Source organism: Halorubrum lacusprofundi ATCC 49239 (assembly GCF_000022205.1).
Lineage (GTDB): Archaea > Halobacteriota > Halobacteria > Halobacteriales > Haloferacaceae > Halorubrum > Halorubrum lacusprofundi.
In genome coordinates this window covers 1,247,884-1,274,673 of sequence record NC_012029.1, presented here as the reverse complement: position 1 = coordinate 1,274,673, position 26,790 = coordinate 1,247,884, and the positions used below count along the sequence as shown (strand labels likewise).

The window sequence follows — 26,790 nt, the reverse complement described above, 5'->3', positions numbered from 1 at the left end:
ATGGTCGAAGAACTCACCCCCGACGAAGTCAACGAGCGAGTCCAGACGGGCGACATCCGCGTCATCGACACGCGACCGCCCGCACAGTACGAGCAGGGCCACATCCCCGGCGCGATCAACGTCCCGCTGGGCGATCTCCCCTCCCAGGTCCCCGACATCGAGTGGGACGACACCGACGTGGTCTGTGCGTGTCCAGTCGGCCAGTCGTCGAAGCAGGCGGCGATGTTGATCAGCAGCTACGAGGGCGTCGAAGAGGACGTGCTCGTCGCCAGCATGGCCGGCGGCTACGAGGAGTGGGACTTCGAACTGGAGACCGGCGCGCCCGCGGACGCCTGAGCGGCGATCGGTTTTTTCGCAGCTGACCCATTTTGGAGTGGCTTCATAGCGGGATGCTGTGAACCCTTGAGAGCCGGATGTTTATAAGTGGTCGAGCGGCGTCGACGCTGGTTTATTAGTGAGACGCGGTACGGTGGCGCGCCTCCGAGCGGCCGACAGCCGCGAGGAGCCCGCGAGGAGCCCGCGAGGGAGTCGGTCGCCCGTAGCAACGCAGAGGGCGGCCGACGAGGCTGGGGAGGTGTGAGGCTGCGGTCCCGCGAGCAACGCGAGCGGGAGCATGGAAGTCGCAGCCCGCGCAGCGAAGCGAGCAGGATCGTCTTCCGGCGGTGCTGTGCGGTGCGGGGTGGGACTCAAAGGGGCAGTCGCCGGCGGCTTTGCCGCCGGCTGGGGCTTTGGAGGTCTTCAGCGTCGATCTTCCGGTAATCGTTTATAAGTGGCTGGCTAGTGCTTCAAGTAACCTTACAGCCCTGGAACACCTCGTGTTACCGTCTCAGTCGACGAATCTGAACCCGATCGCGAGTCCTATTTAAATCGCGCAGCCGACCTCGCGGTACATGTAGTGGGTCATCACGTAGACGCCGAGGATGATCCCCGCGCCGGCGATGAAGGAGTGTACCGACAGCAGCGCGATCCCCGAGAAGAGGTTCGCGATGTTGCAGCCGGCCGCGAGCCGCGAGCCGACGCCCATCAGGAGCCCGCCGATCGCGTAGTTCGGAACCCGGTTCAGCTTCGGCTTCCGGATCCGGAAGTCGCCGGAGGCGTACGCGGCGACGAACGAGCCGACGATCAGCGACGCGATCATCACCATGTCGATGGTCAGCGAGATGTTGCCGTCGCGGAACAGGATCGACCCCCAGTAGTCGACGCTCGCCACGTCGAATCCGGCCCCCGCCAACAGGTAGCCGGCCCAGCGCGCCTCGCTGCCGGTGATCGCCCAATGGCCGTGCACGTAGAACCAGAGGCTCGCGACGAGCGCCATCGCCACGCCCGCGGTCCGCGCGTCCCACGAGTCGCGGAGCCGGACCGTCACCGGCCGGTCGTCGCTGGCGAGCGCACGACCGTATTCGACGGTGCCGTCGGCGATGCCGCGCAGCCCGAGCGAGACGGCCGAGAGCGTCCGGGAGGCGCCGATCGCCGCCTGTGCGCGGGTGTCGGTCCCCACGCCGGTCCCGCCGGAGGGGTCGTCGGGGAGCTGACTGCGACCCTTCACGAACGCGTACGCGAGGGTGCCGAGCGCGACGGCGCCGACCCCGATAACCGCCGGCGAGAACGGCAGGGAGAGGTACAGCGTCTGCCCCTCGAACGGGTTCAGCGTCTGGAAGTAGTACGTCTCGGCCACGGGGAACGCGAACGCGAAGAGGACGTAGCCGACGAACATGAACAGGAGGACGAGCCAGAACTGGAGGTACCCCTGTCCCGCGCGGTAGAGGGTCCCGGACGCGCAGCCGCCGGCGAGGGTCATCCCGAGCCCGAAGACGAACCCGCCGAACAGCGATCCGAGCCCCCACGCGGGCGTCCAGAAGCCGCGGAAGTAGCCGAACGTCGCTTGCACGCTCCAGAACACGGTCATCACCGCGATCCCGACGAGCAGCCCCTTCAGCACGCGGGTGTCTTTGAACGCGACGAAGTCGCGGAAGGCGCTGACGAAACAGAACCGCGCCTTCTGGAGCAGAATTCCGAAGGACAACCCGACCGCGATGGAGACGCCGACGTAGGCGACGGGCGACAGCAACATTACCGGAACTCACCGCACCCGCACGTAAAGCGTCGCTGGAGACGGTAACGGCTCCCTCGGGTCGGAGGAAGACGCAACACTCGCCGCTACGCGACACACGGGGCAACGAACGGGGCGTCCGGGGGGCCTTTAGCCGCGAGACGCGTCGCCCGGGTATGAGCGACGACTGCGGTTGCGGGACGACCGACGCGGACTCGCGCCCCTCGGAGGGGGCGGTGGGTCCGCGTCCCGCGAAGGGGAGTGACCTGGCGAACGACGACCGCCGAAACCCCTTCGCCGAGGGGATCGACCGGCGGCGCCTGCTCCGAACGTCCGGCGTCGTCGGCGCGACGACCGCGCTCGCGGGCTGTTCCGGGGGCGGAGGTGGGGGAGGCGACGGAGACGACCCCCAGCCGACGATGTTCGTGTTCAACAACGGGGACCGAACCGTCAGCGTGATCGACACCGAGTCGGACGAGCTGGTCACCTCCGCGTTTCTCGGGACGACCGCCTCGTTTCCAGCCAACCAGTACTCCACCGGGATCGACGCCGACCACGACGTGCTCTGGCTCAACGTCTCCGGCGGCGTCCGGGGGATCGACCAGCGAACGCTGGAGGAGGTCGCGTACGTCGAGACCGGCTACGGTCCGAACTACCCGAACGTGACTCCCGACGGCGACCACCTGCTGATCGCTTCGGGCGGCACCACCGGGATGGAGCCCGAGGGCGACGAGAACCACGCGATCTTCCGCGTCGACGCCGACCGCGACAGCGACACCTTCGGCGAGGTGACCGCGCAGATCGAGACCGGCTACGTCGGCCCCTGCGACATGACGCTCGGGCCCGACGGCGACTACGCGTTCGTCGTCGACGTGGCCGACGAGGCGATCCGCGTGTTGACCGTCGACCCGTTCGAGACGGTCGCGCGCGTCGGCTCGGGCGAACCGGTCACCGAGGGGAACGTCCTCCCGTTCATGTGTACCGCCGCATTCGACGGCGAGTACCTCCTCGTCGAGAACGGGGAGGGGACGCTCGGCGGCGACCCCGAGGTGCCCCGCGAGGGCTCCGAGAGCCTGTGGGACATCTCCGACCCCGAGAACCCCGAGGAGGTCGGGAAGATCACCCGCGACGACGGACTGCCCGGTGCGCCGGTCACGAGCGAGGTGTCCCCGGACAACGAGGCCGCGTACCTCCTCATCCCCGGCGAAGGCGTCGGTGTGATCGACTTGAAGAGCTTCGAGTACGAGGCGACGCTGGACGTAGGCGGAAGCAGTATCTCCGCGTCGTGGGGGCCGAACCGCGAGAAGCTGTACGTCCCGGTTCAAGACGCCAACCAGGTCGCCGTGATCGACCACGCGAGCCGCGAGGTCGTCGAGACGATCGGGGTCGGCGAGGCGCCCACGGGTGCCGCCGCCGGTACCGTCCGCCCGGAGAGCGACGCGGTGTCGCGGGTGCAGGCGTCGCTCGCCTCGCTCGGGATCACGTTCGGTGAGATGGAGGCGTCGTGGTGCATGGACGACCACTGCTACTGTGGATAGATGACGCGAGAGACACCGAACGCCGACGGCGACGCGGAGAACGCGACCCGCCGCGGCCTGCTTCGAGCCGCCGCGGGCGCGACCGTCGCGGGCGCGGCGAGCACGGCCGGCTGTCTCAGTGTCACCACCCCCGCAGACGTGGCGGCGCGAAACGACGTGTCGGGGAACGTGGCGCATTTCGTCGGGCCGAGCTGGCTCGCCGACAACCGCGAAGACACCGTCGTCCTCGACGCGCGCGACCCAGAGCGGTTTCGTGAGCAGCGAATCTACCGGGCTCGGCGCGTGCCGTTCGACGCGATCACGGCTCGCGAGGCGACCGACGATGTCGGGGAGGGAGACGTGCCAGACACCGACGCGATCGCGTCCGCGTTCGGCGAGATCGGCGTGACCCCGGACGACGACGTGCTCGTCTACGGCGCGAGCGTGGGGTCCCGCGTCACTCGCGTCGCGTTCGCGCTCGCCGCGGTCGGCCACGAGGGGTCGATCCGCGTCCTCAACGGCGGGCTCTCCGCCTGGAACGGTCGACTCGGGACGGGGTCGCGAGATCGCGTCTCGCCGACAGAGTACGAGCCGGACCCCGCGGCGTCGACGTGGGTCACTCGCGAGTGGCTCGCCGACCGGATCGGGACGTTCAACGGGGACGGTCCGGGGCTCGTCGACGTGCGCGTGCCGGAGGCGTACCTCGCCGCCGCGGGTTCTGACGCCCTCAACGCCGACCACGACCGACACGGCCACCTCCCGGGCGCGGTCGACGTGCACTGGGTCGGCAACGTCGCGGGCCGGCGGATGACCGATCCGGGCCGGCTCGTCCGGCTGTACGAGGTCGACGCTGAACTGGACCGGAGCGAGCCTGTCGTCGTCTACGGCGACGACAACGTGGACCCGACCTCGACGTGGCTGACGCTGAAGGCGATCGGCTTCGAGGACGTGCGGCTGTACGACGGCGGCTTCGGCGAGTGGGCGAACGTCGAGGGCGACCGCGGCCGATACCCAGTCGAGACGGCGACGAACGTCGTGATCGAGACGGAGGGAAGCGTCGGCGGCGATGACGACGGCGGCGACTTCTCCTGTACGGGATGACCGGGTGGGACAAGCAGAGCGACGCCCCCTCCCCCGCCGACCGCGTTCTCGCGGTCCCCTGCGAGGGCGACGACCTCCTGGCGCTGTTCGCGCTCGACACGGGAGAGCGGCTCGGTGAAGTCCCGGTCGGGAGCCATCCGGTCCACGCGACGACGTGCCGCGGGCGGACCGTCGTCGCGACCATGGGCGACCGAGCCGTCACCGCGGTCGACGCGAGCGGCGAGGTGACCCAGATTGAGACCGGTGTGTTGGGGCCGTCGCACTTCGCGGCCGCGAACGGGGAGTTGTACGTCTCCTGCTCCGCCGGCGACGCCCTCGCCGTTATCGACTCCGAGCGCCTGACGCTCGTCGACCGCGTCGCGGTCGGCGCGGAGCCGCACGAGGTCGCGGTCGCCCCGGACGGCGACCGGCTCTACTCCGGGAGCCGCCGCGAGGGCGTCGTCGACGTCGTCGACACCGAGCGCCACGAGCGGATCGGCGCGATCGACGCCGGCCCGGACGCCCGGGTGCAGGGCGTCGCGCTCTCGCCGGACGGGGACAGGGGATACGCGGTCGACCAGCGCGGCGCGCGGGTTGTCGCCTTCGAGACCGGTGACAATTCGGGTTCTCTCTCCGTCGAAGAGCCGATCCACGCCGAGGCCGCGGTCGGCGCCGACCCGTACGACCTCGTCGCGACCGGTGACCGGGTGTTCGTCCCCGGCCGCGGCGACGGTGTCGTCCACGAGTTCGACCGGGAGTTGGATCCGATCGCGGTCCACGACGGGTTCTCCCGCCCTGTCGACGTTCTCGAAGTCGCCGACGACTGGTGGGTGCTTGACGCGAGCGCCCCGCGACTTCGGTCGCTCGACGGCGCGGTCGTCGAGACGTCGGCGCCCGGACTGGTCGCAACCCCTGTGAGTGGCGGTCGAATCGCCATCTCGCACTACGACGACGACCGCGTCTCTCTCGTCGACGTCGAGTCAGGGACCGTCTGGACGGCGAAATCGCCGGCGTACCCGTTCGGATCGGTCGTGGTGTGAACTCCCCCGCCCTACTCGCTCACGGCTTCGCCGTTCGCTTCGTTGAGGTCGGAGGCTCCACCTTGCATTCGCTGAGCGTCACCGATCGTGGGGAGCCCTACCGGAGTCGCGCGAGCCGTTCTCCGGCCCGGTCGTGCGTCTCGTCCGTCAGTGCGGAGTTTGATGACGACGGATCCCGTTATTCGGCCCATGCAGGAGTTCGACTTCCTCGTTATTGGGTCGGGATCGGGACTGGACGTGGCGAACGCGATGGCCGGGCAGGGGAACTCGGTCGCGATCGTCGAGGAGGGGCGGCTCGGCGGCACCTGTCTCAACCGCGGTTGTATTCCCTCGAAGAAGCTCCTGTACCACGCGGATGTGATGAAGACGGTCCAGCGGGCCGGGGAGTTCGACATCGACGCCGAGGTGAACGGCGTCGACTTCGCGGAGATCGTCCGGACGGTCAACGAGGACGTTTCGGGCAGCTCCGAGTCGATCCGAAAGGGCCTCACGTCCTCTGACGCCCACGACCTGTTTTCGGGGACCGGGCGGTTCGTCGACGACCGCACGGTCGAGATCGTCGACGGCGACGACGAGGGTGCGACGCTGCGGGCCGACACCGTCCTGATCGCCACCGGCACGCGCCCCTCGATCCCGCCGATCGACGGGATCGAGGACGTGGACTACCTCACGAGCACGGAGGCGCTCCGGCTGGAGACGGCGCCGGACCACCTCGTCATCGTCGGCGGCGGGTACATCGCGGCCGAACTCGGCCACTTCTTCGGGACCTTCGGCAGCGACGTGACGATCGTCGGCCGGCGCGAGAACCTCCTCCCCGAGGCGGACGAGGCGGTCGGCGAGGCGTTCACCGACCGCTACGCCGACCGCTTCGACGTGTACTCCGGGTACGAGGCCGTCGCGGCCGACGAGTCCGGCGGCGAGGTGACCGTCGAGGCTCGGCCGTACCCCGAGGCGGAATCGGTACGCGCGGGCGGCGAGACGGTCGGCGCTCCCGAGGATGCCGAGGACGTGACCGTCGCGGGCGACGCGCTGCTGGTCGCGGCGGGTCGCCGCCCGAACACGGACGCGCTGAACCTCGACGCGACGGGCGTGGAAACCGACGCGGACGGCTTCGTCGAGACCGATGAGTACCTGCAAACGGACGCCGAGGGCGTGTGGGCGCTCGGCGACGTGGTTGGCGAGTACCTGCTGAAACACAGCGCGAACCACGAGGCGAGAGCCGTGATCCGGAACCTGCTCGGCGATGAACCGGAGCCGGTCGACTACAGCGCGATGCCGTTCGCGGTGTTCGCCTCGCCCGAGGTCGCCGGCGTCGGCGCGCGCGAGCAGGATCTCCGGGAGTCGGACGCTGAGTACGCCACCCGCACCTACGCGTACGACGAGACGGCCCGCGGGAGCGCGATGCACGCCGAGGGGTTCGTGAAGGTCCTCATCGATCTGGACGGCAACATCGAGGGCTGTCACATCGTCGGCCCCGAGGCGTCGAACCTGATCGAGGAGGTCGTCGTCGCGATGACCGCGGGATCGGGGACCGTCGCGGACATCCGCGACGCGGTCCACATCCATCCCGCCCTCTCCGAGGTCGTCGACCGTGCCTTCTCCGGGCAGTTCTCGCGCGGCGGCGGCGGACACGACCACCACCACCATTCGTAACACGTCATCGCATGGCGACTCGGCGTCGGCGACACACATCCGCGGGTGGGTTTTGTACGGGGGGCGTTTATAAGAGAGTACGATGGCAAAAGCAGCAATCGTGATTCTCGCTGGCAACGAATCGCACGCCGACTACGGTCGCCTCGCGAACGGACTGGAGGCCGCCAAGGAGTTCGCCGAGACCGAGGGCGACGAACTCGAACTCATCTTCGACGGCGCCGGGACCCAGTGGATCCCGGAGCTCGAAGACGAGGAGAGCGACTACCACGAGCTGTATCAGGCGGTCCGCGACGACGCCGCGGTCTGCGACTACTGTTCCGGCGCGTTCGGCGTCGAAGACGCCGTCGCCGACTCCGGACTCGTCACCCTCGACGAGTACGACGGACACCCGAGCGTCCGCTCGCTCGTCGACGACGACTACGAGATCATCACGTTCTGAGCGGCCGCCGGCTTATCCGGCCGAATCTCCACCCCGACTAGATCTCGAAGTCGGGCGTGTCGAACGCCCCCTCGTCGGACTCCACGTCGTACCCCTCGATCGCCGTGAGCGCCAGGTCCAGCGTCGCCTCGGTGTTCCAGCGACCGGTGTTGATCGCCAGATCGTAGATGGAGCGGTCGGACAGATCGATCCCGTAGTACGACTGGTAGCGCTGCTCTTCGATCACCTCGCGGACCTGCATCTCCGAGGTCATCTCTTCGCGGTCGAGGGTACGGTCGGCGCGCACCCCGTCGGGCGCGTCGAGCCAGATCCGGATGTCGGCGCGGTTGCCGGCGATCCAGCCGGCGAGCCGCGATTCGAGGACGAAGGCCTTGTTCGCGGCCCCCCACTTCTCGGCGATCCGACGGAGCCGCTTGTCCAGCGCACGGTCGATCTCCTCGGACTCGCCGGCCTTCGCGATCAACTGCGAGAGGCTCATGTCGCGCTCGGCGGCGATCTCGCGGAACAGCTCGCCGCCGGAGACGTAGCCGCAGTCGAGTGCGGCCGCGATCCCCTCCACCAGCGTCGTCGCGCCGCAGCCCGGCGGCCCCGAGACGGTGACGAAGAGGTTTCGGTCGATCTCCCGTTCTGCCGCCACCGAGGTTCCACTCATATGTGCCCCGCCACGGGCGGACTCCGGATAAACGGGCCGGTTCACGCGAACTGACCCGCATTCGCGCGAACGCGGAGCGCCTCCGCGTCGAACCCGACGTAACCGATTTCCCGCACCGCGCCCAGAGACCGACAGTGAGCGAACTCACGGACAGCGGCTCGGACGGGGAGGGTGGTGCCGAGCCGTCGGCGCGAGCGCTCCTCCGCGAGGCGCTCGCGGGCGAGGACGCGCCCGCCGTCGAATTCGACCCGGAGACGGTCCCGATATCCGACGCCGACGTGCTCGACCGGCTCTCGCCGCCGGTCCGCCGCTGGTGGGTCTCGGAGTTCGCGGCGCACGTCGGCGAGAACGGCGGTCTGTTCACGCCGCCACAGCGAGGGGCGATTCCCCGCGTCGACGACGGGGAGAACTGCCTCGTCGCCGCGCCGACGGGGAGCGGGAAGACGCTCGCCGCCTTCACCGCGGTCCTCGACGACCTCTTCGCGCGCGATCGGGCCGGAACGCTGGACAACTCCGTCTACTGTCTGTACGTCTCCCCGCTGAAGTCGCTCGCGAACGACATCGAGCGGAACCTCGAAGCGCCGCTCAATGGGATCGCAGCGGAAATGACCGCTGCGAGCGAGAGCGACGAAGACGAAGAAGTCGATCCCGGCGTCCGCCAAGCGATCCGCCACGGCGACACGAGCAAGGCCGACCGGCGGGCGATGCTGGAGGAGACGCCGCACGTGCTCAACACCACGCCGGAGACGCTGGCGATCCTGCTCAACGCCCCACGGTTCAGGGAGAAGCTCCGCACCGTCGAGTACGTCGTCGTCGACGAGATCCACGCGCTGGCCGGGAACAAGCGCGGGACCCACCTCTCGGCCTCGCTGGAGCGACTGACGGAAATCGCCGACGATTCTCCGACCCGGATCGGCTGTTCCGCGACGGTCGAGCCGCTCGACGAGGTCGCCGACTTCCTCGTCGGCTGCGAGCGCGTCGCCGGCGAGGTGGGCGACCCGGACGGCTTCGCCCCCCGCGACTGCGAGGTCGTGGACGCCAGGTTCGGCCGCGAGTTCGATCTGCAACTCCGAACGCCGGCGGCCGACCTCATCCACACACCTGATTCGGTCGTCACCGACCGGTTCTACGACGCGCTCCACGGGCTGATCGAGGACCACGAGAACACGCTAGTGTTCGCGAACTCGCGGTCGGGCGCCGAACGCACCCTTCGAGAGCTTCGCGAGCGGTTCGGCTACGACGAGTCGGACTCGGGCTGTCACCACGGGAGCCTCGGCGAGGCCCAGCGTACTCGGATCGAGGAGGGGCTGAAGGCGGGCACGCTGGACGTGGTGACCACGTCGACGAGCCTCGAACTCGGTATCGACATGCCGCACCTCGATCTGGTCGTGCAGGTGGGGTCGCCGAAGTCGGTCGCGGCGCTGCTCCAGCGCGTCGGGCGGGCGGGCCACAGCCCCGGCGAGACCGTCGAGGGGCGGATGTTCGCGCTCGACCGCGACGAGCTGGTCGAGTGCGCGGCGATGCTCGCCCGCGCCGAGGAGGGGTTCGTCGACGGCGTGTCGCTCCCCGAGGGAGCTGCCGACGTGGCCGCCCAACACGTCTACGGGATGGCGATCAATCAGATCCGCCCCGACCGGGAGATCCGCGAAGTTCTCCGGCGCGCGCACCCGTACCGCGAGTTCGGGACCGGCGAGTACGAGCGACTCATGCGGTACCTCACCGGCGACTACGAGGGGCTGGCGGAGCGGAACGTCTACCCGAAGGTGTGGCGCGATGCGAACGACCCGCCGGACGGCGAACACCACCACGAGGAGTATCCGGTCGGGGAGACGCTCGTCGGGAAGCGCGGCCGGCTCGCGCGGGTCATCTACATGACCAACGTCGGGACGATCCCGGACTCGTTCGGCTGCGACGTGGTCACCCGCGACGGCGAGGCGGTCGGGACGCTCGACGAGAACTACCTCGACACGCTCGCGCCGGGCGACGTGTTCGCGCTGGGCGGCGAGCGGTTCGCGTTCCGCTACCGCCGCGGCTCAAAGGTGTACGTCGACCGGACCGGCGAGCGCCCGACGGTCCCCACGTGGTACGCCGAGCGGCTCCCGCTGTCGGCCGATCTGGCGGCGGAGGTGCTCGCGTTTCAGGCCGACCTGCTCGACCGACTGGAGCGCGGCGGTCCCCCCGCGGTCCGCGCGTGGCTGCGCGAGCTTCCGATCGACGGGAACTCGGTGCGGGCGATCACTCGGACCTACGACGAGCAGGTCGCGTATGCGGGCGCGGAGAGCGTGTCGACCCCGTCGCGGCTCGCCGTCGAGGAGGTGCTCGACCGCGACGCGTACAAGCGTCGGTTCCACGTCCACGCGACGTACGGCCGGCGGTTCAACGAGGGGCTCTCGCGGCTGGTCGCCGCCGAATGCGCGGCCCGAACCGACGCCGATCCGACGGTCGCGGTCGCCGACCGTGGGTTCAGCCTCGCGCTCCCGTTGAACCGCAAGGTCGACGTAGCGGGGGTCATCCGCGAGCTGGACCCCGAAACGGTCCGCGAGGACCTCCGGGCGGCGCTGCGGGGGACCGACCTCCTCCAGCGCTACTTCCGGATCAACGCGACGCGCTCGCTCATGATCCTCAAGCGGTACAAGGGGTACGAGAAGTCGGCCGCCGAACAGCAGGTGTCCGCGGAGACGCTGCTATCGCTCGCGGAGGGGCTCGACGACTTCGCGGTGATCGAGGAGACGTACCGCGAGCTGTTAGACGACCGGCTCGACGCGCCCCGTATCCGAAAGGTGGCAGAGCGGATCGACGACGGCGACCTCGCAGTCGCCGACCAGACGGTCGACTCGCCGACTCCCCTCGCGTTCGGGCTCGCGACGCTCGTCGACTCGGACGCGGTGCTCGCGGGCGACGAGTCGGCGACGCTCCGGAAGTTCCACGACCGGGTGCGGGCGGCGATCGACGATTCTTAAGGGCTCTCAGCGCTGTTGAAATATATTTAAAGTGATACATACTGCCGCGGCTGTGATCAATACAAGTGAACTAGAACGGTACCCAGAGTTTACTCAGTAGAGGAGTACCTATATCCTATTTTTCCTTAGATGCTGCAGGTGATGGGCTTCGGGCAAATCGCCGTAACACATACGCAATAGTGGATGTTATAATCCCAATTGGTGCACCATACATAATCGCTGTCCCCACACTGGTTAAAAGCCTATAGTCAGGTTGGGGGTTATTAAGCGAAATGACACCATACAGGGTATAGCCGTTCATGATAATGACGGCGACGGCGATGCTCGTCAGTATTCCGTCATTTCGATATGTATGTATTCCTGCCAGGATAATTGCTAATACTGTGACACCAAGTGGACTCATAAATAAAATAGATGATTTTCCCATCTCGAAATTCCCAGCAAGATAGAGTTGACCGAAGAACAAGGCCATGAGAATGACCGAGTACCCGAGATACCGAAGGGATAGTTTCAACGACTTCCCTAGAAGAAATGATACTAGCCGTGGGTCCATTTATATTGATTTGTTCACTGGTTGGATAATATTTTTTTATCAAGAGGCCTCGCGGGGAGTCAGTCAAAACTCTGTCTGAAGAGGGAAATCTGACGGCGTAGAACTCCCCGGCCGCGGCATCTCCAGGGGAAGTACCTCCGGGAGCCCGTCGAGGAGGGACACGGTGTAGTGGAGGAACACGGCGAGCGCGGCGACAGACAGGAGCAGTAAAAAGAGCAGAACCAGCCGCTCGTCGCTGCGCACCGCGGCGCTGGCGTCGGCGACGAACCGCCGGAAAGCCCTGTGCGACTGCATAGACGACGATACGTCTCGCGAGCGCTTAAAAAGGCGGGCGCTTCCCGCCGACGCACTCAAAACGAACCGACTCAGTCGCTCTCGGCGGTCGACGCCCCCGACTGCGACAGCGGCTCCCCGTCGACCGGCTCGTCCGGGTTCGCGTCGACCGCGGCCTCGCTCAGCCCTAGTTGGGCGTCGACAGTGGTGTCCTCGCGCACGTGGACCGTGCCGCGGTGGATCGCGATCGCGTCTGCGAGGTGGAGCCGGACCGCGTTGAGCAGCACGTCGGCTTCGAGGGGCTGCCCGCGGCGCTTGATCTCGGCGACGTCGGCGCCCGGAGGCACGTCGAAGGCACGCTGAGCGATCACCGGCCCCTGATCGAGGTCGGTGGTCACGTAGTGGGCGGTGACGCCGGCGACGCGGACGCCCGCGTCCTTCGCCTGTCGGTACGCCTCCGCGCCGGGGAACGCCGGCAGCAACGAGGGGTGGACGTTGATGATCCGGCCCTCGTAGCGGAAGACGACCTCCGGCGAGAGGATGCGCATGTAGCGGGCCAAGACGATCAGGTCCACGTCGTACTCGGCCAACAGGTCGAGCAGGCGCTCCTCGTCGGTGTTGCCGTTGCCGTCGCCCACGTCGTAGAAGGGCTTGTCGTAGCGCTCCGCGAGCGACCGGAGGTCGCCGCGGTTGCCGACCACGACCGGAATCTCGGCCTCCTCGCCGTCGTCGGCCAGATCGCCCGCGGCCTCCGCCTCCAGGAGGGCCTCGGGCGCGTGCGTCTCCTTGGTGACCAACAGCGCGATCCGGCGGGCGTCCCGGTCGCTCGGGAACCGGACCTGGATGTCCACGTCGAGCTCGCGCCCGAGCTCGGCGAGCGCGCGCCGGAGCTCGCCCCGGGAGGTCTCCATCTCCGAGGCGTCCACGCGGGTCGTCATCCGGAAGACGCCCCCGCGGACCGCCTGATCGAGGTCCTCGATGTTGATTCCCCGCTCGAACAGCAGGGAGGTGACCCGCGCGATGAGTCCGGTCTTGTCTCCTCCGACGACCGTAATTTCGGTCAGTTCGCGGGTCATGCGACGATCACCTCCAGGGGTTCGAGCGGCTGCATACATCCCATCCAGAACGCGGAGGGGTTTGCCCCTTTCGCTCCGTGCCGGCCCTGTCACGTACACGATCGACCGATATATATCCACGAATATGGATATAAAAGGCATTCCAAAACGGTTTTTACACACGACTCCGCACTACCGGACATGACGGCATACACCGCGACGGTGACGGTCCGCCTGAAGCGGGGCGTCCTCGACCCGGAGGCCGAGACGACCCAGCAGGCCCTCGAACGGCTCGGGTTCGAGCTGTCGGACCTCCGGTCGGCCGACCGGTTCGAGGTCGACCTCGACGCCGCCGACGCCGACGAGGCCGCCGATCGCGCCGACGAGATGGCCGAGCGGCTGCTCGCGAATCCGACGATCCACGACTACGAAGTCGCGGTCGCGGAGCGATGACGGTCTCCGTCGTCGAGACGACGCCGATCGTCACCGGCACGGCTCTCGCGGCCGCCCACTCGAGGTGGTCGGCGTGACGGTCTCCGTCGTCCAGTTCGGCGGCTCGAACTGCGACCGCGACGCGGTCCGCGCGCTCGAACACGTCGGCGTCGACGCCGGGCGCGTCTGGCACGAGGACGGGCTCCCCGCCGACACCGAGGGGATCGTCCTCCCCGGCGGGTTCTCCTACGGCGACTACCTCCGCGCCGGCGCGATGGCCGCTCGCGCCCCGATCATGGCCGAGGTCCGCGAGGCCGCCGCCGACGGCGTCCCCGTGATCGGCGTCTGCAACGGCGCGCAGATCGGCTCGGAGTCCGGGCTCACCCCCGGCGCGTTCACCACCAACGCCTCCGCGCGGTTCCAGTGCGAACCCGTCCACCTGCGCGTCGAGCGCGCGGACACACCCTGGACCGCCGCCTACGACGAGGGCGACGTGATCGAGGTCCCCATCGCGCACGGCGAGGGGCGCTTCGAGATCGGCGAGGAGGCCCACGCCGACCTCGTCGCCGACGACCGCGTGCTCTTCCGCTACTGCGACGCCGACGGGAACGTTACCGACGCGGCCAACCCCAACGGCTCTACCGACAACGTCGCCGGCGTCCTCGGCGAGCGTGAGTCGGTCGCCGTCCTGATGCCCCACCCCGAGCGCGCGACGCTCCCCGACCTCGGCCGGAGCACGGACGGTGCGGGAATCTTGCGCGCCTTCGTCTGACTGCTACCTTTTTGCGATCTGCCGCCGAATCCGACCGCATGCAGGCACGCCACATCGATCACGTCAACCTCCGGATCCCCGCTGACGGCGTCGACGACGCCCAGGAGTTCTACGGCGAGAAGCTCGGGTTCGGCATCGAGGACGCGCCGTACGTGGCCGGAGACAAGCCGTTCTTCGACGTGCGGCTGTCCCCGACCGCCGTGATCCACTGCTGGCCGAGCGAAGAGTTCGAGCCGCCGACGGCGACGAACTACGACCACGTCGCCGTCGTCGTCGAGGGTTCGGCCGACGAGATCGAGGCCGAACTGGACGCGGCGGGCATCGAGATCGAGAAGTCGCTCGACGCGCCGCTCGGCGCGACCGGCGAGTCGCCCGCGGTGTACGTTCGGGACCCGTTCGGGTACCGGGTGGAGCTGAAAACGGCGGTGTGAGCGCACGAAGGCCTTGGATCGGACCCACACCGAACCGGTTCGCCCCACCGAGCAACCCTTGTTTCGTTGCGTCCGTTTAAGACCCCCGAGCGACAGGATCGAGTATGAGCGAACAGCAGCCGCGGTCGGAGGGAGACGGCTCCCGAGGCCGCGACGACGCGGACCGGTTCGCGGGCGAGAAGGACGAGAACCTGCGGAGCAGAGACGTGACGGAGGGGGCGGACAAGGCCCCGCACCGGGCGATGTTCCGGGCGATGGGGTTCGACGACGAGGACCTCTCCTCGCCCATCATCGGCGTGCCGAACCCGGCGGCCGACATCACGCCGTGTAACGTCCACCTCGACGACGTGGCGGACGCCGCGATCGAGGGGATCGACGCGGCGGGCGGGATGCCGATCGAGTTCGGGACGATCACCATCTCCGACGCCATCTCGATGGGGACCGAGGGGATGAAGGCGAGCCTCATCTCCCGCGAGGTGATCGCCGACTCCGTCGAGCTGGTCTCCTTCGGCGAGCGGATGGACGCGCTGGTGACGGTGGCGGGCTGTGACAAGAACCTACCCGGCATGCTGATGGCCGCGATCCGCACCGACCTCCCGTCGGTGTTCCTCTACGGCGGCTCGATCATGCCCGGCCAGCACGACGGCCGCGACGTGACCATCGTGCAGGTGTTCGAGGGGGTCGGCGCCTACGCCGAAGGCGACATGAGCGGCGAGGAGCTCGACGATCTGGAGCGGCACGCCTGCCCCGGCGCGGGCTCCTGTGGCGGGATGTTCACCGCCAACACGATGGCCTCTATCGCCGAGGCGCTCGGGATGGCCCCGCTCGGCTCCGCCTCCGCGCCCGCCGAGAACCGGGAGCGCTACGAGGTCGCTGAGCGCGCCGGCGAACTCGCCGTGGACTGCATCGAGAACGACCGCCGTCCCTCCGACATCCTCTCGCGGGAGTCGTTCGAGAACGCGATCGCGCTCCAGACCGCCATCGGCGGCTCCACAAACGGTGTCCTCCACCTCCTCGCGCTGGCCGCGGAGGCCGACGTGGACCTCTCGATCGAGGACTTCGACGAGATCTCGCGGCGCACGCCGAAGATCGCGAACCTCCAGCCCGGCGGGAGCCGCGTCATGAACGACCTCCACGAGATCGGCGGCGTCCCCGTTGTACTCCGACGCCTCTTGGAGGCCGACCTGCTCCACGGCGACGCGATGACCGTCACCGGACGCACCCTCGCCGAGGAGCTGGCGGAGTTGGAGGACCGCGGCGCGCTCCCGGACGACGACGAGATCGAGGCGGACTTCCTCTACACCGTCGACGACCCCAAGCAGGCGGAGGGCGCCATCAAGATCCTCGACGGCAACCTCGCGCCCGAGGGCGCCGTCCTGAAGGTGACCGGCGACGACGCCTTCTACCACGAGGGGCCGGCGCGGATCTTCGAGAACGAGGAGGACGCGATGGAGTACGTTCAGTCGGGCGCGATCGACTCCGGCGACGTGATCGTGATCCGCAACGAGGGGCCGACCGGCGGCCCGGGAATGCGCGAGATGCTCGGCGTCACCGCCGCCGTCGTCGGCGCGGGCCACGAGGAGGACGTGGCGCTGCTCACGGACGGCCGCTTCTCGGGCGGGACCCGCGGCCCGATGATCGGCCACATCGCGCCCGAGGCGGCCGACGGCGGCCCGATCGGGCTCATCGAGGACGGCGACCACGTCACCGTCGACATCCCGGAGCGCGACCTCACGGTCGACCTCTCCGAGGAGGAACTGGCCGAGCGCCGCGAGGAGTGGGAGGCGCCGGCGCCCCAGTACGAGGGCGGCGTCCTCGCGAAGTACGCGCGCGACTTCGCCTCCGCCTCCGACGGCGCGGTGACGAACCCGCGGCTCACGCGGGATTTATAAAGATCGACGAAGCGGCGTTCGAATCCTTATAAACGCACGACCGATCGTCGTTCGGTCACCGCGGTTTTCGCGCTTCGATCGTCGCCGAGACGACGTACTCGCTCGGGTCGCGGTCGTCGTCCCAGTCACGGATGAACGCCTCGCTCTCGGCTTTCGGATCGATCGCGATCTCGATGAACCCCGCGTCCGTGAGCATCGACTCGACTTCGTCGATGGTCGCGGCGCCGGCGACGCAGGCCGAGACCGACGACGGGTCGAGCCGTACGTCGTCGGGGAACGGTGCGGTCTGAACGACGTCGGAGACCGCGAGCCGTCCGCCGGGACCGAGGACGCGGAACGCCTCGCGGAACACCTGCGGCTTCCGCGGCGAGAGGTTGATCACGCAGTTCGAGATGATCGCGTCGACGGATTCGTCGGCGACCGGGAGGTGCTCGATCTCGCCGAGGCGGAACTCGACGGTGTCGGCGTCGTTCTTCTCGACGTTCTCGCGAGCCCGCTCGACCATCTCGGGGGTCATGTCGACGCCGATGACGCGGCCGTCGGGCCCGACCTCCCGCGCCGCGAGGAAGCAGTCGAACCCGCCGCCCGAGCCCAGATCGAGGACGGTCTCGCCGGGTTCGAGGCTCGCGATCGCCGTCGGGTTCCCGCAGCCGAGTCCGAGGTTCGCCCCGGACGCGACGGCGTCGATGTCGTCCTCGTCGTAGCCGAGTCTGCGGGACTCGTCCTCGGGGGTCATCGACTCCGGTGCCGTGTCGCCGCAGCAGGCCGTCGAGCCGCCTGTGTCTCCGGCGGCGTCGACGTCGCCGTCGCAACACGATGACGACGATCCCTCCGTCGCGATGTCGCTGTACCGCTCGCGAACGGCGTGTCGCTGTTCTGCCGCGTCGATCTCGCCACCCTCCGCACTGACGTCGTCGGTCACGACTGCGACCCCGCTTCGATCTCGTCGGTCGATCGCCTCTCGTCGGCGGATCCTGTCTCACCGGCTGATCGCGTCTCGTCGAGGAGCGCCAGCAGTCGTTCGGCTCGCCCGGTCGCGTCGTAGTACCGCCAGCGACCCTCCTTGCGCCGCGTGAGGAGCCCGGCGTCGTACAGCCGCGAGAGCGCCTGACTGACTGCTCCCTGACTCACGCCGAGCGCCGGCTCCAGCTCGCAGCCGCAGGTGCCGCCCTCGGACGCGGCGACGAGTCTGAGCGCCCCGTACCGCGTCTCGCTGCCGACCGCAGCGAGGGTTTCGACGTCGACCTCGAGATCGCGGTCGGACAGCGAGTGATCGACACCCGCACAGCACCCGCGTTGCGCCGTGGAACCCTCGTTCGGTTCGGCGCTGGACAGTTTGTCAGTCATATTTATATCTGCTAATATAAGGGTTCTCTAATATAGCTATTTCGGTGCGATTTGAACGGCCTCACCGCTCGCCTCGGGACGGCATACAGCGACGGTCGACGCCGAGAACTGGGAGGCAAAAGGCAACGGCCGAAGGGTGACGGGATCGTCGTCTAGCCGATTCGCTCCTCTGGCCGATTCGCTCCTACTCTCCCGCTACCCCGCCGTCGGTGTGTGCGATCCGGACGGACTCGGCGCGCCAGACGTTGCTCCGGCGGCCCGCGCGCGACAGTTCCAACTTGACCACCGAACCCACCGGCAGGTCCGCGACGCGCTCCCGCGCGTCCTCGTCGGCGTACTCGACGACGTGGAACGTCTCGTTGCGCGGATGCGCACGTACCGTGGTACAATCGTGATCGTTCTGTTCGGAAATGACGGTGTATACGTTGGGTCCCGACATCATATTCCGTTATTCTTGGATATTCTACTTCAATACTCCGTATATTCACTACAGTCGTCGATCAGGTGGTAATACGAATATAAGGTGTTTAGAAATCGAACCGACGGCGGCGCGTCACCCACTCTCCCGACTCCGCTCGTCGAACCTCGGTAGCTCACCGAACGATGGGCACGGCCACCGGTGACCTACCGGACGACCGTCACGGGCGCCGCAGAGCCCCGGACGATCTTCTCGGCGATGTTACCGACGAGCAGTCGGTCCGCGAGACTCCCGCTGTGGCTCCCGATGACGACGGTGTCGAATTCCCCGCTCGCGTTGACGACCGCCCGCGCCGGGTGGCCGACCATCACGTCCGTTTTGATCTCGGTCCCGCTTTCAGCGGCGATCTCGTGGGCGCGCTCGAACAGGTCGCTCGCCTGCTCCCGCGCCGCCTCCTCGGTGTCGTCGGCGAGCGCGAGTCCGGCCGCGCCCCCCATCATCGACGACGGCTGGCCCACCACGTGGAGCACGATTATCTCTGCGTCCGGGTGCGCTTCCAGCGCGAACCGGAGCGCCCGCTCCGCCATCTCCGACTCGTCCATCGGTACCAGCACGCGAGAGATCATGGTTGATCTATGCTCGACGGGGTGATAAGTGACCTGCCCTCACAGATCAATCGTCTCCTTCCCTCGTCGCCGTTACAGACAGGACGCTGCGTCATACCCGACCGGGAGCGTCATACCCGACCGGGACACACACCGCCGCGCCAGACCAGCACGCATATCTCCGCGGATCCCGGAGCGGGAGGCATGGAATCCAGCCGGGCGGACGACGACCCAGTCGGCGTGGCGCTGTTCGTCGACGGGCCGAACGTGTTGCGCGAGGAGTTCGACGTCGACCTCGACGACGTGCGGATCGCGGCGGAAGCGGAGGGCCAACTCGTGACGACGCGGCTCTACCTCGACGAGCACGCGACTCCGGGACTGATACAGGCCGCGGAGGCCCGCGGCTTCGAGGTCGTCGTCACGAGCGGCGACGTCGACGTGAAGCTCGCGGTCGACGCCGCGCGCTTCGCGGCCGAGGGCCGAATGTCGACGCTCGCGATCGCTTCGCGGGATACCGACTTCAAGCCGGTCGTCGAGATCGCAAACAGCTACGGGATCCGGACGCTCGCGATCGCGCCCGGCGAGTTCGGCCGGTCCGACGCCCTCCGAAACGCCACGAACGACTCGGTGACGCTCGACGGCGACCGAAACGGCGACGGAGGCAACGACGACGATGAAACCGCCGCGTCGGCGGAGTGAGACCAACGGCCCCTCGCAACTGTCCCTAGCGATTCCGACCACCGCGCTCACCGTGGTCGGACCGGTCGCGTCGCGCGGTGATCCGACCGAGAAGGACCGCTCCGAATCCGCCGGTGACGGCGGCGAGACCGCCGAACCCCACGGCGGTTGGGAGGACTCCCAACCGGGCTATCGCGGCGTCGACGCCGATCCGAAACCAGCCGAGGTTCGGGACGGAGAACAGCGCTTTGGCGGTGATCCACTCCTCGCGGACGACGGGCGCGATCCCGGCGCTCTGATCGTACTCGCCGTTTGCGTCGCCGTAGGTGATGTACCCGTCGTGCGGGGCGGGACAGGCCGCGATCGTCGAACAGTCGCCGTCGAGCAGCGCGGGATCGGCCCGGTCCGTCCAGTCCTCACCGTCGGTCACCGGAAATGCGATCCGGTGCAGTATCGGTCGCTGGCCGTCGTCCGGCGGGTCGAACACGATCACGTCGCCGGCGCTGCCGAACGTGGTCGGCGCGCCGGACTCGGCCGCGCCGACGAGCCCGCCCCACGGGAACCGGTCCGTCGACGTGACGACGACGAGGTCGCCGCGCTCGACTTCCGGAGCCATGCTCCCGCTCTCGACGGCGACGAACGGAGGCCACGCTCCAGCGACCGCGGCGACGACGACCGCGACCAACAGGACCGCGGCGGCGGGCGCGAGCAGGCCGGAGAGGTTCCGCGTCACGTACGGTATCGGGGATGGAAACGGCTTGAGGTTGTCGCCGGTGGGTGAGGTTCGCGACGGCGATCTCTCGGCGATCAATCCCCCAAAAGGCGGCCCGATGGCAAGACCTTAGGTCGGGCCGAGAGACGGTTTCGGCATGTCAGACCGACGCACCCCTCTCCACGAGGTCCACGAGGAACGCGGCGCGAAGTTCACCGATTTCGGCGGGTGGCAGATGCCCGTCGAGTTCGCGTCGATCAGCGAAGAACACGCGGCGGTCCGCGACTCGCTCGGCGTCTTCGACGTGTCGCACATGGGCGAGATCGAGGTATCGGGGCCGGACGCGACGAGGCTGATGAACCGCCTCACGACCAACGACGTAACCGCGCTCGACCCGGGCGACTCCCAGTACGCCGCGATCACGAACGAGGACGGCGTCATGCTCGACGACACGGTCGTCTACCGACTCCCGGACGGGATCGAGGCGGGCGACGGCGCCGGCGCGCTCGCCGGACTCGACCGCGACCTCGACGCCGGCGCCGGCGACCCCGCGTACCTCTTCGTGCCCAACGCCGGCCACGACGAGCAGATGTACGACCGGTGGGTCGACTACCGGGACAGCGAGGGGATCGACGCCGCGGTCGCGAACGCGACCGACGACTGGGCCATGCTCGCGGTGCAGGGGCCGGACGCGGCCGACGCCCTCGATGACGCGACCCCGACTGACCGAGTCGTCGACCTCTCGAAGTTCGAGGCGACGGTCGCCGCCGTCGACGAGGTCGACAGCTGGGTCGCCCGGACCGGCTACACCGGCGAGGACGGTTTCGAGGTGATGTGTCCGGCCGGCGACGCCGAGACCGTCTGGGGGGCGTTCGTTGATGCGCCGCGCGACGCCCAGCCCTGCGGGCTCGGCGCGCGCGACACCCTCCGGATCGAGATGGGCTTTCTCCTCTCCGGGCAGGACTTCGACCCCGAGACCGAGCCGCGGAGCCCCTACGAGGCCCGGATCGGGTTCATCGTGAAGCTCGACACGGAGTTCGTCGGCCGTGACGCCCTCGAAGCCCAGAAAGAGGAGGGCGTCGACGAGCAGTTCGTCGGGATCCGCCTGCTCGAACGCGGCGTCCCCCGAAACGGATACGCCGTCACCGACGGCGATCTCACGCGGATCGGCCAGCTGACCTCCGGTACGATGAGCCCCACCCTCGACGAGCCGATCGGGTTGGGGTACCTCCACGAGCGCTACGTCGAACCGGGCACCGAGGTGAGCGTCGTCGTGCGCGGTGACGAGAAGCGCGCCGAGGTCGTGATCCCGCCCTTTATCGACCGGTAGGGTTCGACGAGGACGCCGCCGTCACCCCTCGACGATCGTCTCCGCAGCCACCCGCTGGAGGACCATGTACAGCTCCCAGTGGCTGACACCGAGCCGATCCGCGAGCGCTCGGACCGCGTCCAGATACCGGTCGTAGGCGTCGACGGTCATCGGCTCGGGGTAGTCGTCGTCGAGGTCGACACCGCGCTCGTCATCGGCGAGCGCCGCGACGACCCGCCACTCCCGGTCGCCGACGACCATGTACCGGTCCGGATCGAGGAACCAGAGCAGCGCGGAGGCGACGGCAACGTCGACGCCCGGCAGTTCCGTGAGCGCGTCGAGGGCCCGGTGATGGGCGGGCGACGCACTGTTACTCTCGCTCGCGCCGTCTCCCTTGCTCGCACCGTCTCCCTTGCTCGCGCGATCACTATCGACCGCACCGTCGCTTGCGCTGTCGCCGGCGCCGGTCTCGCCGTCGGTCCCGTCCAGCGCGTCGATCGCGTCCCAGAGCCGACCCCGAAGTTCCCGTCGGTCCGCGTCGGCGATTGCCTCCTCGACCTCGCGACGGCCCCCGTGGTCGACGTCGCCGACCCGTCGACGGAAGTACCACCGCACGACCCACTCGACGTCGCGTTTGCCGTACTCGCCGGCGCGGAACGCGTCGGACAGCGAGCCGATCGCCTCCTCCTCGACGGGGTAAAACGGGGCCGAATCGCGGTACGCCTCGACGTGTTCGGCCGTTCGGTCCTCGATGTCGGCGAGCGAGCGGTCCATGCCCGTCGAACGGTCGGGAGCGACAAAACGGTTCGGCGGATCGACGCTCGTTCGCGTCTCGCCCGTTCAACGGTGTAAGCCTGCTCGACGCCGAGAACCACCGATACACTCTTGCAGCAGGCGTCACAAATCATGACACATGAACGCACACCAGGGTGAGCGCGATGTCCACTGAGGGAGACGAGCCGGTGAAGACCATCTGCCCGTACTGCGGCGTCGGCTGCGGGATCAAAGTGAACCAGGGCGACGACCCCGGCGACGTGAGTTTCATGCCGTGGGGGGAGGCGCCGGTCAACGAGGGGCGGGTGTGTATCAAGGGCGGCGCGGCGACGCAGGTCGTCGACCACGAGGACCGCCTGACGGAGCCGCTGATAAAGGAAGATGGCGAGTTCCGCGAGGCGACGTGGGAGGAAGCCTACTCGCGGATCGTCTCGGAGATGGAGCGGATCCGCGACGAGAACGACCCAGACGCGATGGGATTCTTCGGCTCCTCGAAGACGATGAACGAGGAGAACTACCTCCTCCAGAAGATCGCGCGCCGATACGGCACGAACAACGTCGACAACTGCACGCGGATGTGCCACGCCTCGACGGTGTGGGCGCTCCGGAGGAGCTTGGGGGCGGGCGCGATGACGAACAGCATGGTCGACCTAGAGGAATCGGCCGACGTGTTCTGGATCCAAGGGGCGAATCCCGGCGAACAACACCCGATCGCCAACAGCCAGTACTTCCGGCAGGCCGTCTTGGAGGGTGCGACCGTCATCCAGGTCGACCCGCACGCCAACAAGACCACCCGGTCGTTCAAGATCGGCGAGACCGACCGGCACATGCACCTTCAGGTGAACCCCGGCGCCGATATTCCCCTGCTCAACATCGTCTTGAAGACGATCCTTGAACGCCACGAGGAAGAGCCGGACGCGGGCTGGATCGACGAGGCGTTCATCGACGAGCGCACCGAGGGGTTCGATCACTTGAAAGAGACCCTCGAAGACTTCGACAAGGAGGCGGCCGCGGAGGAGGCCGGCGTCCCCCTCGAAGACATCGAACTCGCCGCCGAGAAGTACGCGATGGCGAACAACGCCGCCATCTTCACCGGGATGGGGATGAGCCAGCACACCTGCGGCGTCGACAACGTGCAGAACGAGATCAACCTCGCGCTGATCACTGGGAACCTCGGGAAGCCCGGCACCGGCGTCAACCCGCTTCGTGGACAGAACAACGTCCAAGGGACCAGCGACGTGGGTGCGATGCCGAACGTCCTCCCCGGCTACCAGCCCGTCAACGACGACGAGGCCCGCGGGAGCGTCGAGGACGTGTGGGGGTTCGAGGTGCCCGACGAGCCCGGGCTCACCAACGTGGAGATTTCCCACGAGGCGGGTCACTCGGTGAAGGGGCTGTACGTGATGGGCGAGAACCCGATCATGAGCGAGCCCGACGGCAACGAGGTCGAAGAGCGCTTGAAGTCGCTGGAGTTCATGGTCGCACAGGACATCTTCATGACCGAGACCGCGGAGTTCGCGGACGTGGTCCTCCCGGCGACGACGTGGGCGGAACGCGGCGGCACAGTCACCAACACCGACCGCCGAGTCCAACGCATGCGCGGCGCCGAGATGGTCCACGAGAACACGAAACACGACCTCGACATCCTGATGGAGGTCGGGAGCCGCCTCTTTAGCGAAGACGAGTTCCGCTTCGACGACGTGGAGGCCGTCTTCGAGGAGCTGCGCGAGGTGTGTCCGATCTACCACGGGATGACCTACGACGCGCTCGGCGAGACCGGGATCCAGTGGCCCTGCTACGAGGAGGGCGACCAGGGCGACCAGTACCTCTACGAGGACTCCTTCGACACAGAGAGCGGGCTCGGACATATCGAGGGCGTCCGCCACCAGCCACCGGCGGAGGTGCCCGACGAGGAGTACCCGCTGATCCTCACCACTGCGCGGCTCGAAGAGCACTACAACACGGGGACGATGAGCCGGCGCTCGCCGACGCTGATGCGACAGCACCCGGAGAACTTCGTCGACGTGCACCCGAACGACGCCGAAGAGTACGGGATCGAGGACGGCGACATGGTGACGCTCCGGTCGCGACGCGGCGAGATCGAAGTGAAAGCGCAGGTGACCGAGGACATCAAGGAGGGCGTCGTCTGGACGACGCCGCACTTCGCGGCCGCCTCCGCGAACCGGCTCACGAACGACGTGCTCGACGAGCGGGCGAAGATACCCGAGTACAAGGCCGCGGCGGCGGACATCGCGGTCACCGTCTCTGACGGCGGGGAACGCGTGGACGACGCTGAGCCCGACGCGGGTTCGGAGCCGGGCGACGACTGATCGGCGACCCCGGACGGTTTTTTAGGTGCCGAGAACGCCTCCAAGACTGATTAGCACCCCGAGAGAAGGCTCCGGTATGGTGCATGCAGATCCGGCAATCGACGGAGCCGATACGGCCGACGCACCGGAGTCCGACCTCGCCGTCGCCCGCGCCGCGACTCCCCGTCCCATCGAGGAGGTCGCGGCCGACCTCGGGCTGGCCCCCGACGAGATCGAACCCCGCGGCGACGGGGTCGCGAAGCTCACGCAGTCGGCGGTTCGCTCGGCGACTGCGAGCGAACCCGATGGGACGACCGTGCTCGTCACGGGGATGACCCCGACGCCGAAGGGCGAGGGGAAGACCGTGACGACGGTGGGGCTCGGGCAGGCGCTCGCGGGACTGGGAGAGTCGACGGCTGTCGCGGTCCGAGAGCCCTCGCTCGGCCCCGTCTTCGGGATCAAGGGCGGCGCCGCGGGCGGCGGGTACTCGCAGGTGCTTCCGATGGAGTCGATCAACCTCCACTTCACCGGCGACATCCACGCGCTCACGGCCGCGCACAACCTGCTTTCCGCGGCGCTCGACAACCACCTCCATCAGGGGAATGAGGAGGGTGTCGACGTGCGCCGCGTCGACTGGCCGCGCGCGCTCGACGTCAACGACCGCGCGCTCCGCGAGACCGTCGTGGGACTCGGCGGTCCCGCGCGCGGCGTGCCGCGGGAAGACGAGTTCGTCATCACCGCCGCCTCGGAGCTGATGGCCGTCCTCGGGCTCGCTGAGGACCTGTCGGACCTAAAGACGCAGATCGGACGGATCGTCCTCGCCGAAGACGCCGACGGCGATCCGGTCACACCCGACGACCTCGGCGTCACGGGGGCCGCGGCGGCGCTCCTCCGCGACGCGTTCCGCCCGAACCTCGTCCAGACTATCGAAGGCGTTCCCGCCTTGGTCCACGGCGGTCCGTTCGCCAATATCGCGCACGGGACCAACACGCTCGTGGCCGACCGCGTCGGTGCCTCGCTGGCCGACTACCTCGTCACCGAGGCCGGCTTCGGGGCGGACCTCGGTGCCGAGAAGTTCGCGCACATCGTCGCGCGCGAGGGGATCGTCCCGGACGTAGCGGTCGTCGTCGCGACGGTCCGCGGCGCGAAGCGCCACGGACTGGAGATGTGGCCGGCCGACTTCGACGCGCTGGCGAAGACTGACCCCGAGGCGGTGCGAGCCGGCGTCGACAACGTGACACGGCACGTCGAGATCGTGGAATCGCTCGGGATCCCCGCGGTCGTCGGTATCAACGTCTTCCCCGACGACGCGGAGTCGGAGCTTGCGGCCCTCGAGTCGACGCTGACCGACGCGGGGATTCCCGTCGCGCGCTCGACCGCCTACCGCGACGGCGGCGAGGGGGCGATGCCGCTCGCGGAGCTGGTCCGCGAACGTGCCGGCACCGGCGAATTCGCGCCGCTGTACGACCTCGACGCACCGCTCCGCGAGAAGGTCGAGACCGTCGCCCGCGAGGTGTACGGCGCCGACGGCGTCGAGTACGTCGACGGCGCCGACGAGGACATCGACCGCGTCGAGGCGTGGGGGTACGGCGACCTCCCCGTCTGCGTCTCGAAGACGCCGTACTCCTTCTCGGACGACGCCTCGCTGACGGGCGTTCCGGAGGGGTGGACGCTCACCGTCCGGGAGGTGTCGCCGTCGGCGGGCGCCGGCTTCGTCGTCGTCAAGACTGCGGACGTGATGACGATGCCGGGGCTCCCGGCCGAGCCGGCCGCCGAAGAAATTGACGTGGACGCAGACGGGAACCTGAGCGGGCTGTTCTGAGGCGCTGCCTGCGGTTC

At 68.3% G+C, this 26,790-nt stretch carries 25 protein-coding genes; 15 read left to right on the top strand and 10 right to left on the bottom strand.

Features of this window, described 5'->3' with window-relative positions:
- Positions 1-336: a rhodanese-like domain-containing protein gene (locus HLAC_RS06255; protein ID WP_015909995.1), complete on the top strand. Its 336-nt coding sequence runs from the start codon at positions 1-3 to the stop codon at positions 334-336.
- A 526-nt stretch (positions 337-862) separates the two neighbouring features.
- Here HLAC_RS06255 and HLAC_RS06250 read toward each other — a convergent pair.
- Positions 863-2,071 carry a YeeE/YedE family protein gene (locus HLAC_RS06250; RefSeq protein ID WP_015909994.1) on the bottom strand — a complete coding sequence of 403 codons (1,209 nt, stop codon included), beginning with the start codon at positions 2,069-2,071 and terminating at the stop codon, positions 863-865.
- Between the two features lie 155 nt (positions 2,072-2,226).
- Between HLAC_RS06250 and HLAC_RS06245 the strand changes: the two genes are divergently transcribed.
- From HLAC_RS06245 to HLAC_RS06220, 5 genes are all read left to right on the top strand, one after another.
- Positions 2,227-3,588: a twin-arginine translocation signal domain-containing protein gene (locus HLAC_RS06245; RefSeq protein ID WP_015909993.1), complete on the top strand. Its 1,362-nt coding sequence runs from the start codon at positions 2,227-2,229 to the stop codon at positions 3,586-3,588.
- Complete coding sequence (locus HLAC_RS06240; protein WP_015909992.1) at positions 3,589-4,668, top strand: sulfurtransferase; 1,080 nt, start codon at positions 3,589-3,591, stop codon at positions 4,666-4,668. It abuts the gene before it with no gap.
- Positions 4,665-5,687, top strand: a complete 1,023-nt coding sequence (locus HLAC_RS06235) for a YncE family protein (protein WP_015909991.1) — start codon at positions 4,665-4,667, stop codon at positions 5,685-5,687. The genes HLAC_RS06240 and HLAC_RS06235 overlap by 4 nt, the downstream gene beginning before the upstream one ends.
- 189 nt (positions 5,688-5,876) lie before the next feature.
- Entirely contained in the window at positions 5,877-7,340 is a 1,464-nt protein-coding gene (locus tag HLAC_RS06225) for a dihydrolipoyl dehydrogenase (RefSeq protein WP_015909990.1), read from the top strand.
- An 82-nt stretch (positions 7,341-7,422) separates the two neighbouring features.
- The gene (locus HLAC_RS06220) at positions 7,423-7,779 is read left to right on the top strand and encodes a DsrE family protein (protein ID WP_015909989.1); all 357 of its coding nucleotides are present in this window, start codon (positions 7,423-7,425) and stop codon (positions 7,777-7,779) included.
- Positions 7,780-7,816: 37 nt separating this feature from the next.
- Here the strand turns inward: HLAC_RS06220 and cmk are convergent, their stop codons facing one another.
- Positions 7,817-8,431, bottom strand: coding sequence for a (d)CMP kinase (cmk, locus tag HLAC_RS06215; RefSeq protein ID WP_015909988.1), 615 nt, complete (start codon positions 8,429-8,431; stop codon positions 7,817-7,819).
- A gap of 134 nt (positions 8,432-8,565) precedes the next feature.
- On the opposite strand from cmk, the gene HLAC_RS06210 reads away from it, so the two are divergent.
- On the top strand, positions 8,566-11,391 hold the full coding sequence (locus HLAC_RS06210) for an ATP-dependent helicase (RefSeq protein ID WP_015909987.1): 2,826 nt from the start codon (positions 8,566-8,568) through the stop codon (positions 11,389-11,391).
- Positions 11,392-12,007: 616 nt separating this feature from the next.
- Here the strand turns inward: HLAC_RS06210 and HLAC_RS06205 are convergent.
- Both HLAC_RS06205 and HLAC_RS06200 read right to left on the bottom strand, forming a co-directional pair.
- Positions 12,008-12,238: a hypothetical protein gene (locus HLAC_RS06205; RefSeq protein WP_015909986.1), complete on the bottom strand. Its 231-nt coding sequence runs from the start codon at positions 12,236-12,238 to the stop codon at positions 12,008-12,010.
- Between the two features lie 71 nt (positions 12,239-12,309).
- Positions 12,310-13,293, bottom strand: coding sequence for a formyltetrahydrofolate deformylase (locus HLAC_RS06200; RefSeq protein ID WP_015909985.1), 984 nt, complete (start codon positions 13,291-13,293; stop codon positions 12,310-12,312).
- Positions 13,294-13,473: 180 nt separating this feature from the next.
- Between HLAC_RS06200 and purS the strand changes: the two genes are divergently transcribed.
- From purS to ilvD, 4 genes are all read left to right on the top strand, one after another.
- On the top strand, positions 13,474-13,725 hold the full coding sequence (purS, locus tag HLAC_RS06195) for a phosphoribosylformylglycinamidine synthase subunit PurS (RefSeq protein ID WP_004045690.1): 252 nt from the start codon (positions 13,474-13,476) through the stop codon (positions 13,723-13,725).
- A 73-nt stretch (positions 13,726-13,798) separates the two neighbouring features.
- Positions 13,799-14,476, top strand: coding sequence for a phosphoribosylformylglycinamidine synthase I (gene purQ / locus HLAC_RS06190; RefSeq protein WP_015909984.1), 678 nt, complete (start codon positions 13,799-13,801; stop codon positions 14,474-14,476).
- Between the two features lie 38 nt (positions 14,477-14,514).
- Positions 14,515-14,907, top strand: coding sequence for a VOC family protein (locus HLAC_RS06185; RefSeq protein ID WP_015909983.1), 393 nt, complete (start codon positions 14,515-14,517; stop codon positions 14,905-14,907).
- Between the two features lie 104 nt (positions 14,908-15,011).
- Positions 15,012-16,799, top strand: coding sequence for a dihydroxy-acid dehydratase (ilvD, locus tag HLAC_RS06180; RefSeq protein ID WP_015909982.1), 1,788 nt, complete (start codon positions 15,012-15,014; stop codon positions 16,797-16,799).
- Between the two features lie 55 nt (positions 16,800-16,854).
- On the opposite strand, the gene HLAC_RS06175 is transcribed toward ilvD, so the two are convergent.
- From HLAC_RS06175 to HLAC_RS06160, 4 genes are all read right to left on the bottom strand, one after another.
- Positions 16,855-17,721: an arsenite methyltransferase gene (locus HLAC_RS06175; RefSeq protein WP_015909981.1), complete on the bottom strand. Its 867-nt coding sequence runs from the start codon at positions 17,719-17,721 to the stop codon at positions 16,855-16,857.
- Positions 17,718-18,146 (bottom strand): ArsR/SmtB family transcription factor, encoded by a 429-nt coding sequence (locus HLAC_RS06170; protein WP_015909980.1) that lies wholly within the window; start codon positions 18,144-18,146, stop codon positions 17,718-17,720. The genes HLAC_RS06175 and HLAC_RS06170 overlap by 4 nt, the downstream gene beginning before the upstream one ends.
- A gap of 184 nt (positions 18,147-18,330) precedes the next feature.
- Positions 18,331-18,585 (bottom strand): DUF7999 family protein, encoded by a 255-nt coding sequence (locus tag HLAC_RS06165; RefSeq protein WP_015909979.1) that lies wholly within the window; start codon positions 18,583-18,585, stop codon positions 18,331-18,333.
- A gap of 185 nt (positions 18,586-18,770) precedes the next feature.
- On the bottom strand, positions 18,771-19,190 hold the full coding sequence (locus HLAC_RS06160) for a universal stress protein (RefSeq protein WP_015909978.1): 420 nt from the start codon (positions 19,188-19,190) through the stop codon (positions 18,771-18,773).
- A gap of 183 nt (positions 19,191-19,373) precedes the next feature.
- Here HLAC_RS06160 and HLAC_RS06155 point away from each other — a divergent pair, with 183 nt between their 5' ends.
- Entirely contained in the window at positions 19,374-19,868 is a 495-nt protein-coding gene (locus HLAC_RS06155; protein WP_015909977.1) for an NYN domain-containing protein, read from the top strand.
- A 25-nt stretch (positions 19,869-19,893) separates the two neighbouring features.
- Here HLAC_RS06155 and HLAC_RS06150 read toward each other — a convergent pair whose 3' ends face one another.
- Complete coding sequence (locus tag HLAC_RS06150) at positions 19,894-20,580, bottom strand: S26 family signal peptidase (RefSeq protein WP_015909976.1); 687 nt, start codon at positions 20,578-20,580, stop codon at positions 19,894-19,896.
- Positions 20,581-20,716: 136 nt separating this feature from the next.
- On the opposite strand from HLAC_RS06150, the gene gcvT reads away from it, so the two are divergent.
- Positions 20,717-21,889, top strand: coding sequence for a glycine cleavage system aminomethyltransferase GcvT (gcvT, locus tag HLAC_RS06145; protein WP_015909975.1), 1,173 nt, complete (start codon positions 20,717-20,719; stop codon positions 21,887-21,889).
- Positions 21,890-21,910: 21 nt separating this feature from the next.
- Here gcvT and HLAC_RS06140 read toward each other — a convergent pair whose 3' ends face one another.
- Positions 21,911-22,642, bottom strand: a complete 732-nt coding sequence (locus HLAC_RS06140; RefSeq protein WP_015909974.1) for a hypothetical protein — start codon at positions 22,640-22,642, stop codon at positions 21,911-21,913.
- Between the two features lie 164 nt (positions 22,643-22,806).
- Between HLAC_RS06140 and fdhF the strand changes: the two genes are divergently transcribed.
- Positions 22,807-24,972: a formate dehydrogenase subunit alpha gene (gene fdhF, locus HLAC_RS06135; protein ID WP_015909973.1), complete on the top strand. Its 2,166-nt coding sequence runs from the start codon at positions 22,807-22,809 to the stop codon at positions 24,970-24,972.
- A 76-nt stretch (positions 24,973-25,048) separates the two neighbouring features.
- Positions 25,049-26,773 carry a formate--tetrahydrofolate ligase gene (locus tag HLAC_RS06130; protein WP_015909972.1) on the top strand — a complete coding sequence of 575 codons (1,725 nt, stop codon included), beginning with the start codon at positions 25,049-25,051 and terminating at the stop codon, positions 26,771-26,773.
- Positions 26,774-26,790 lie beyond the last annotated feature (17 nt).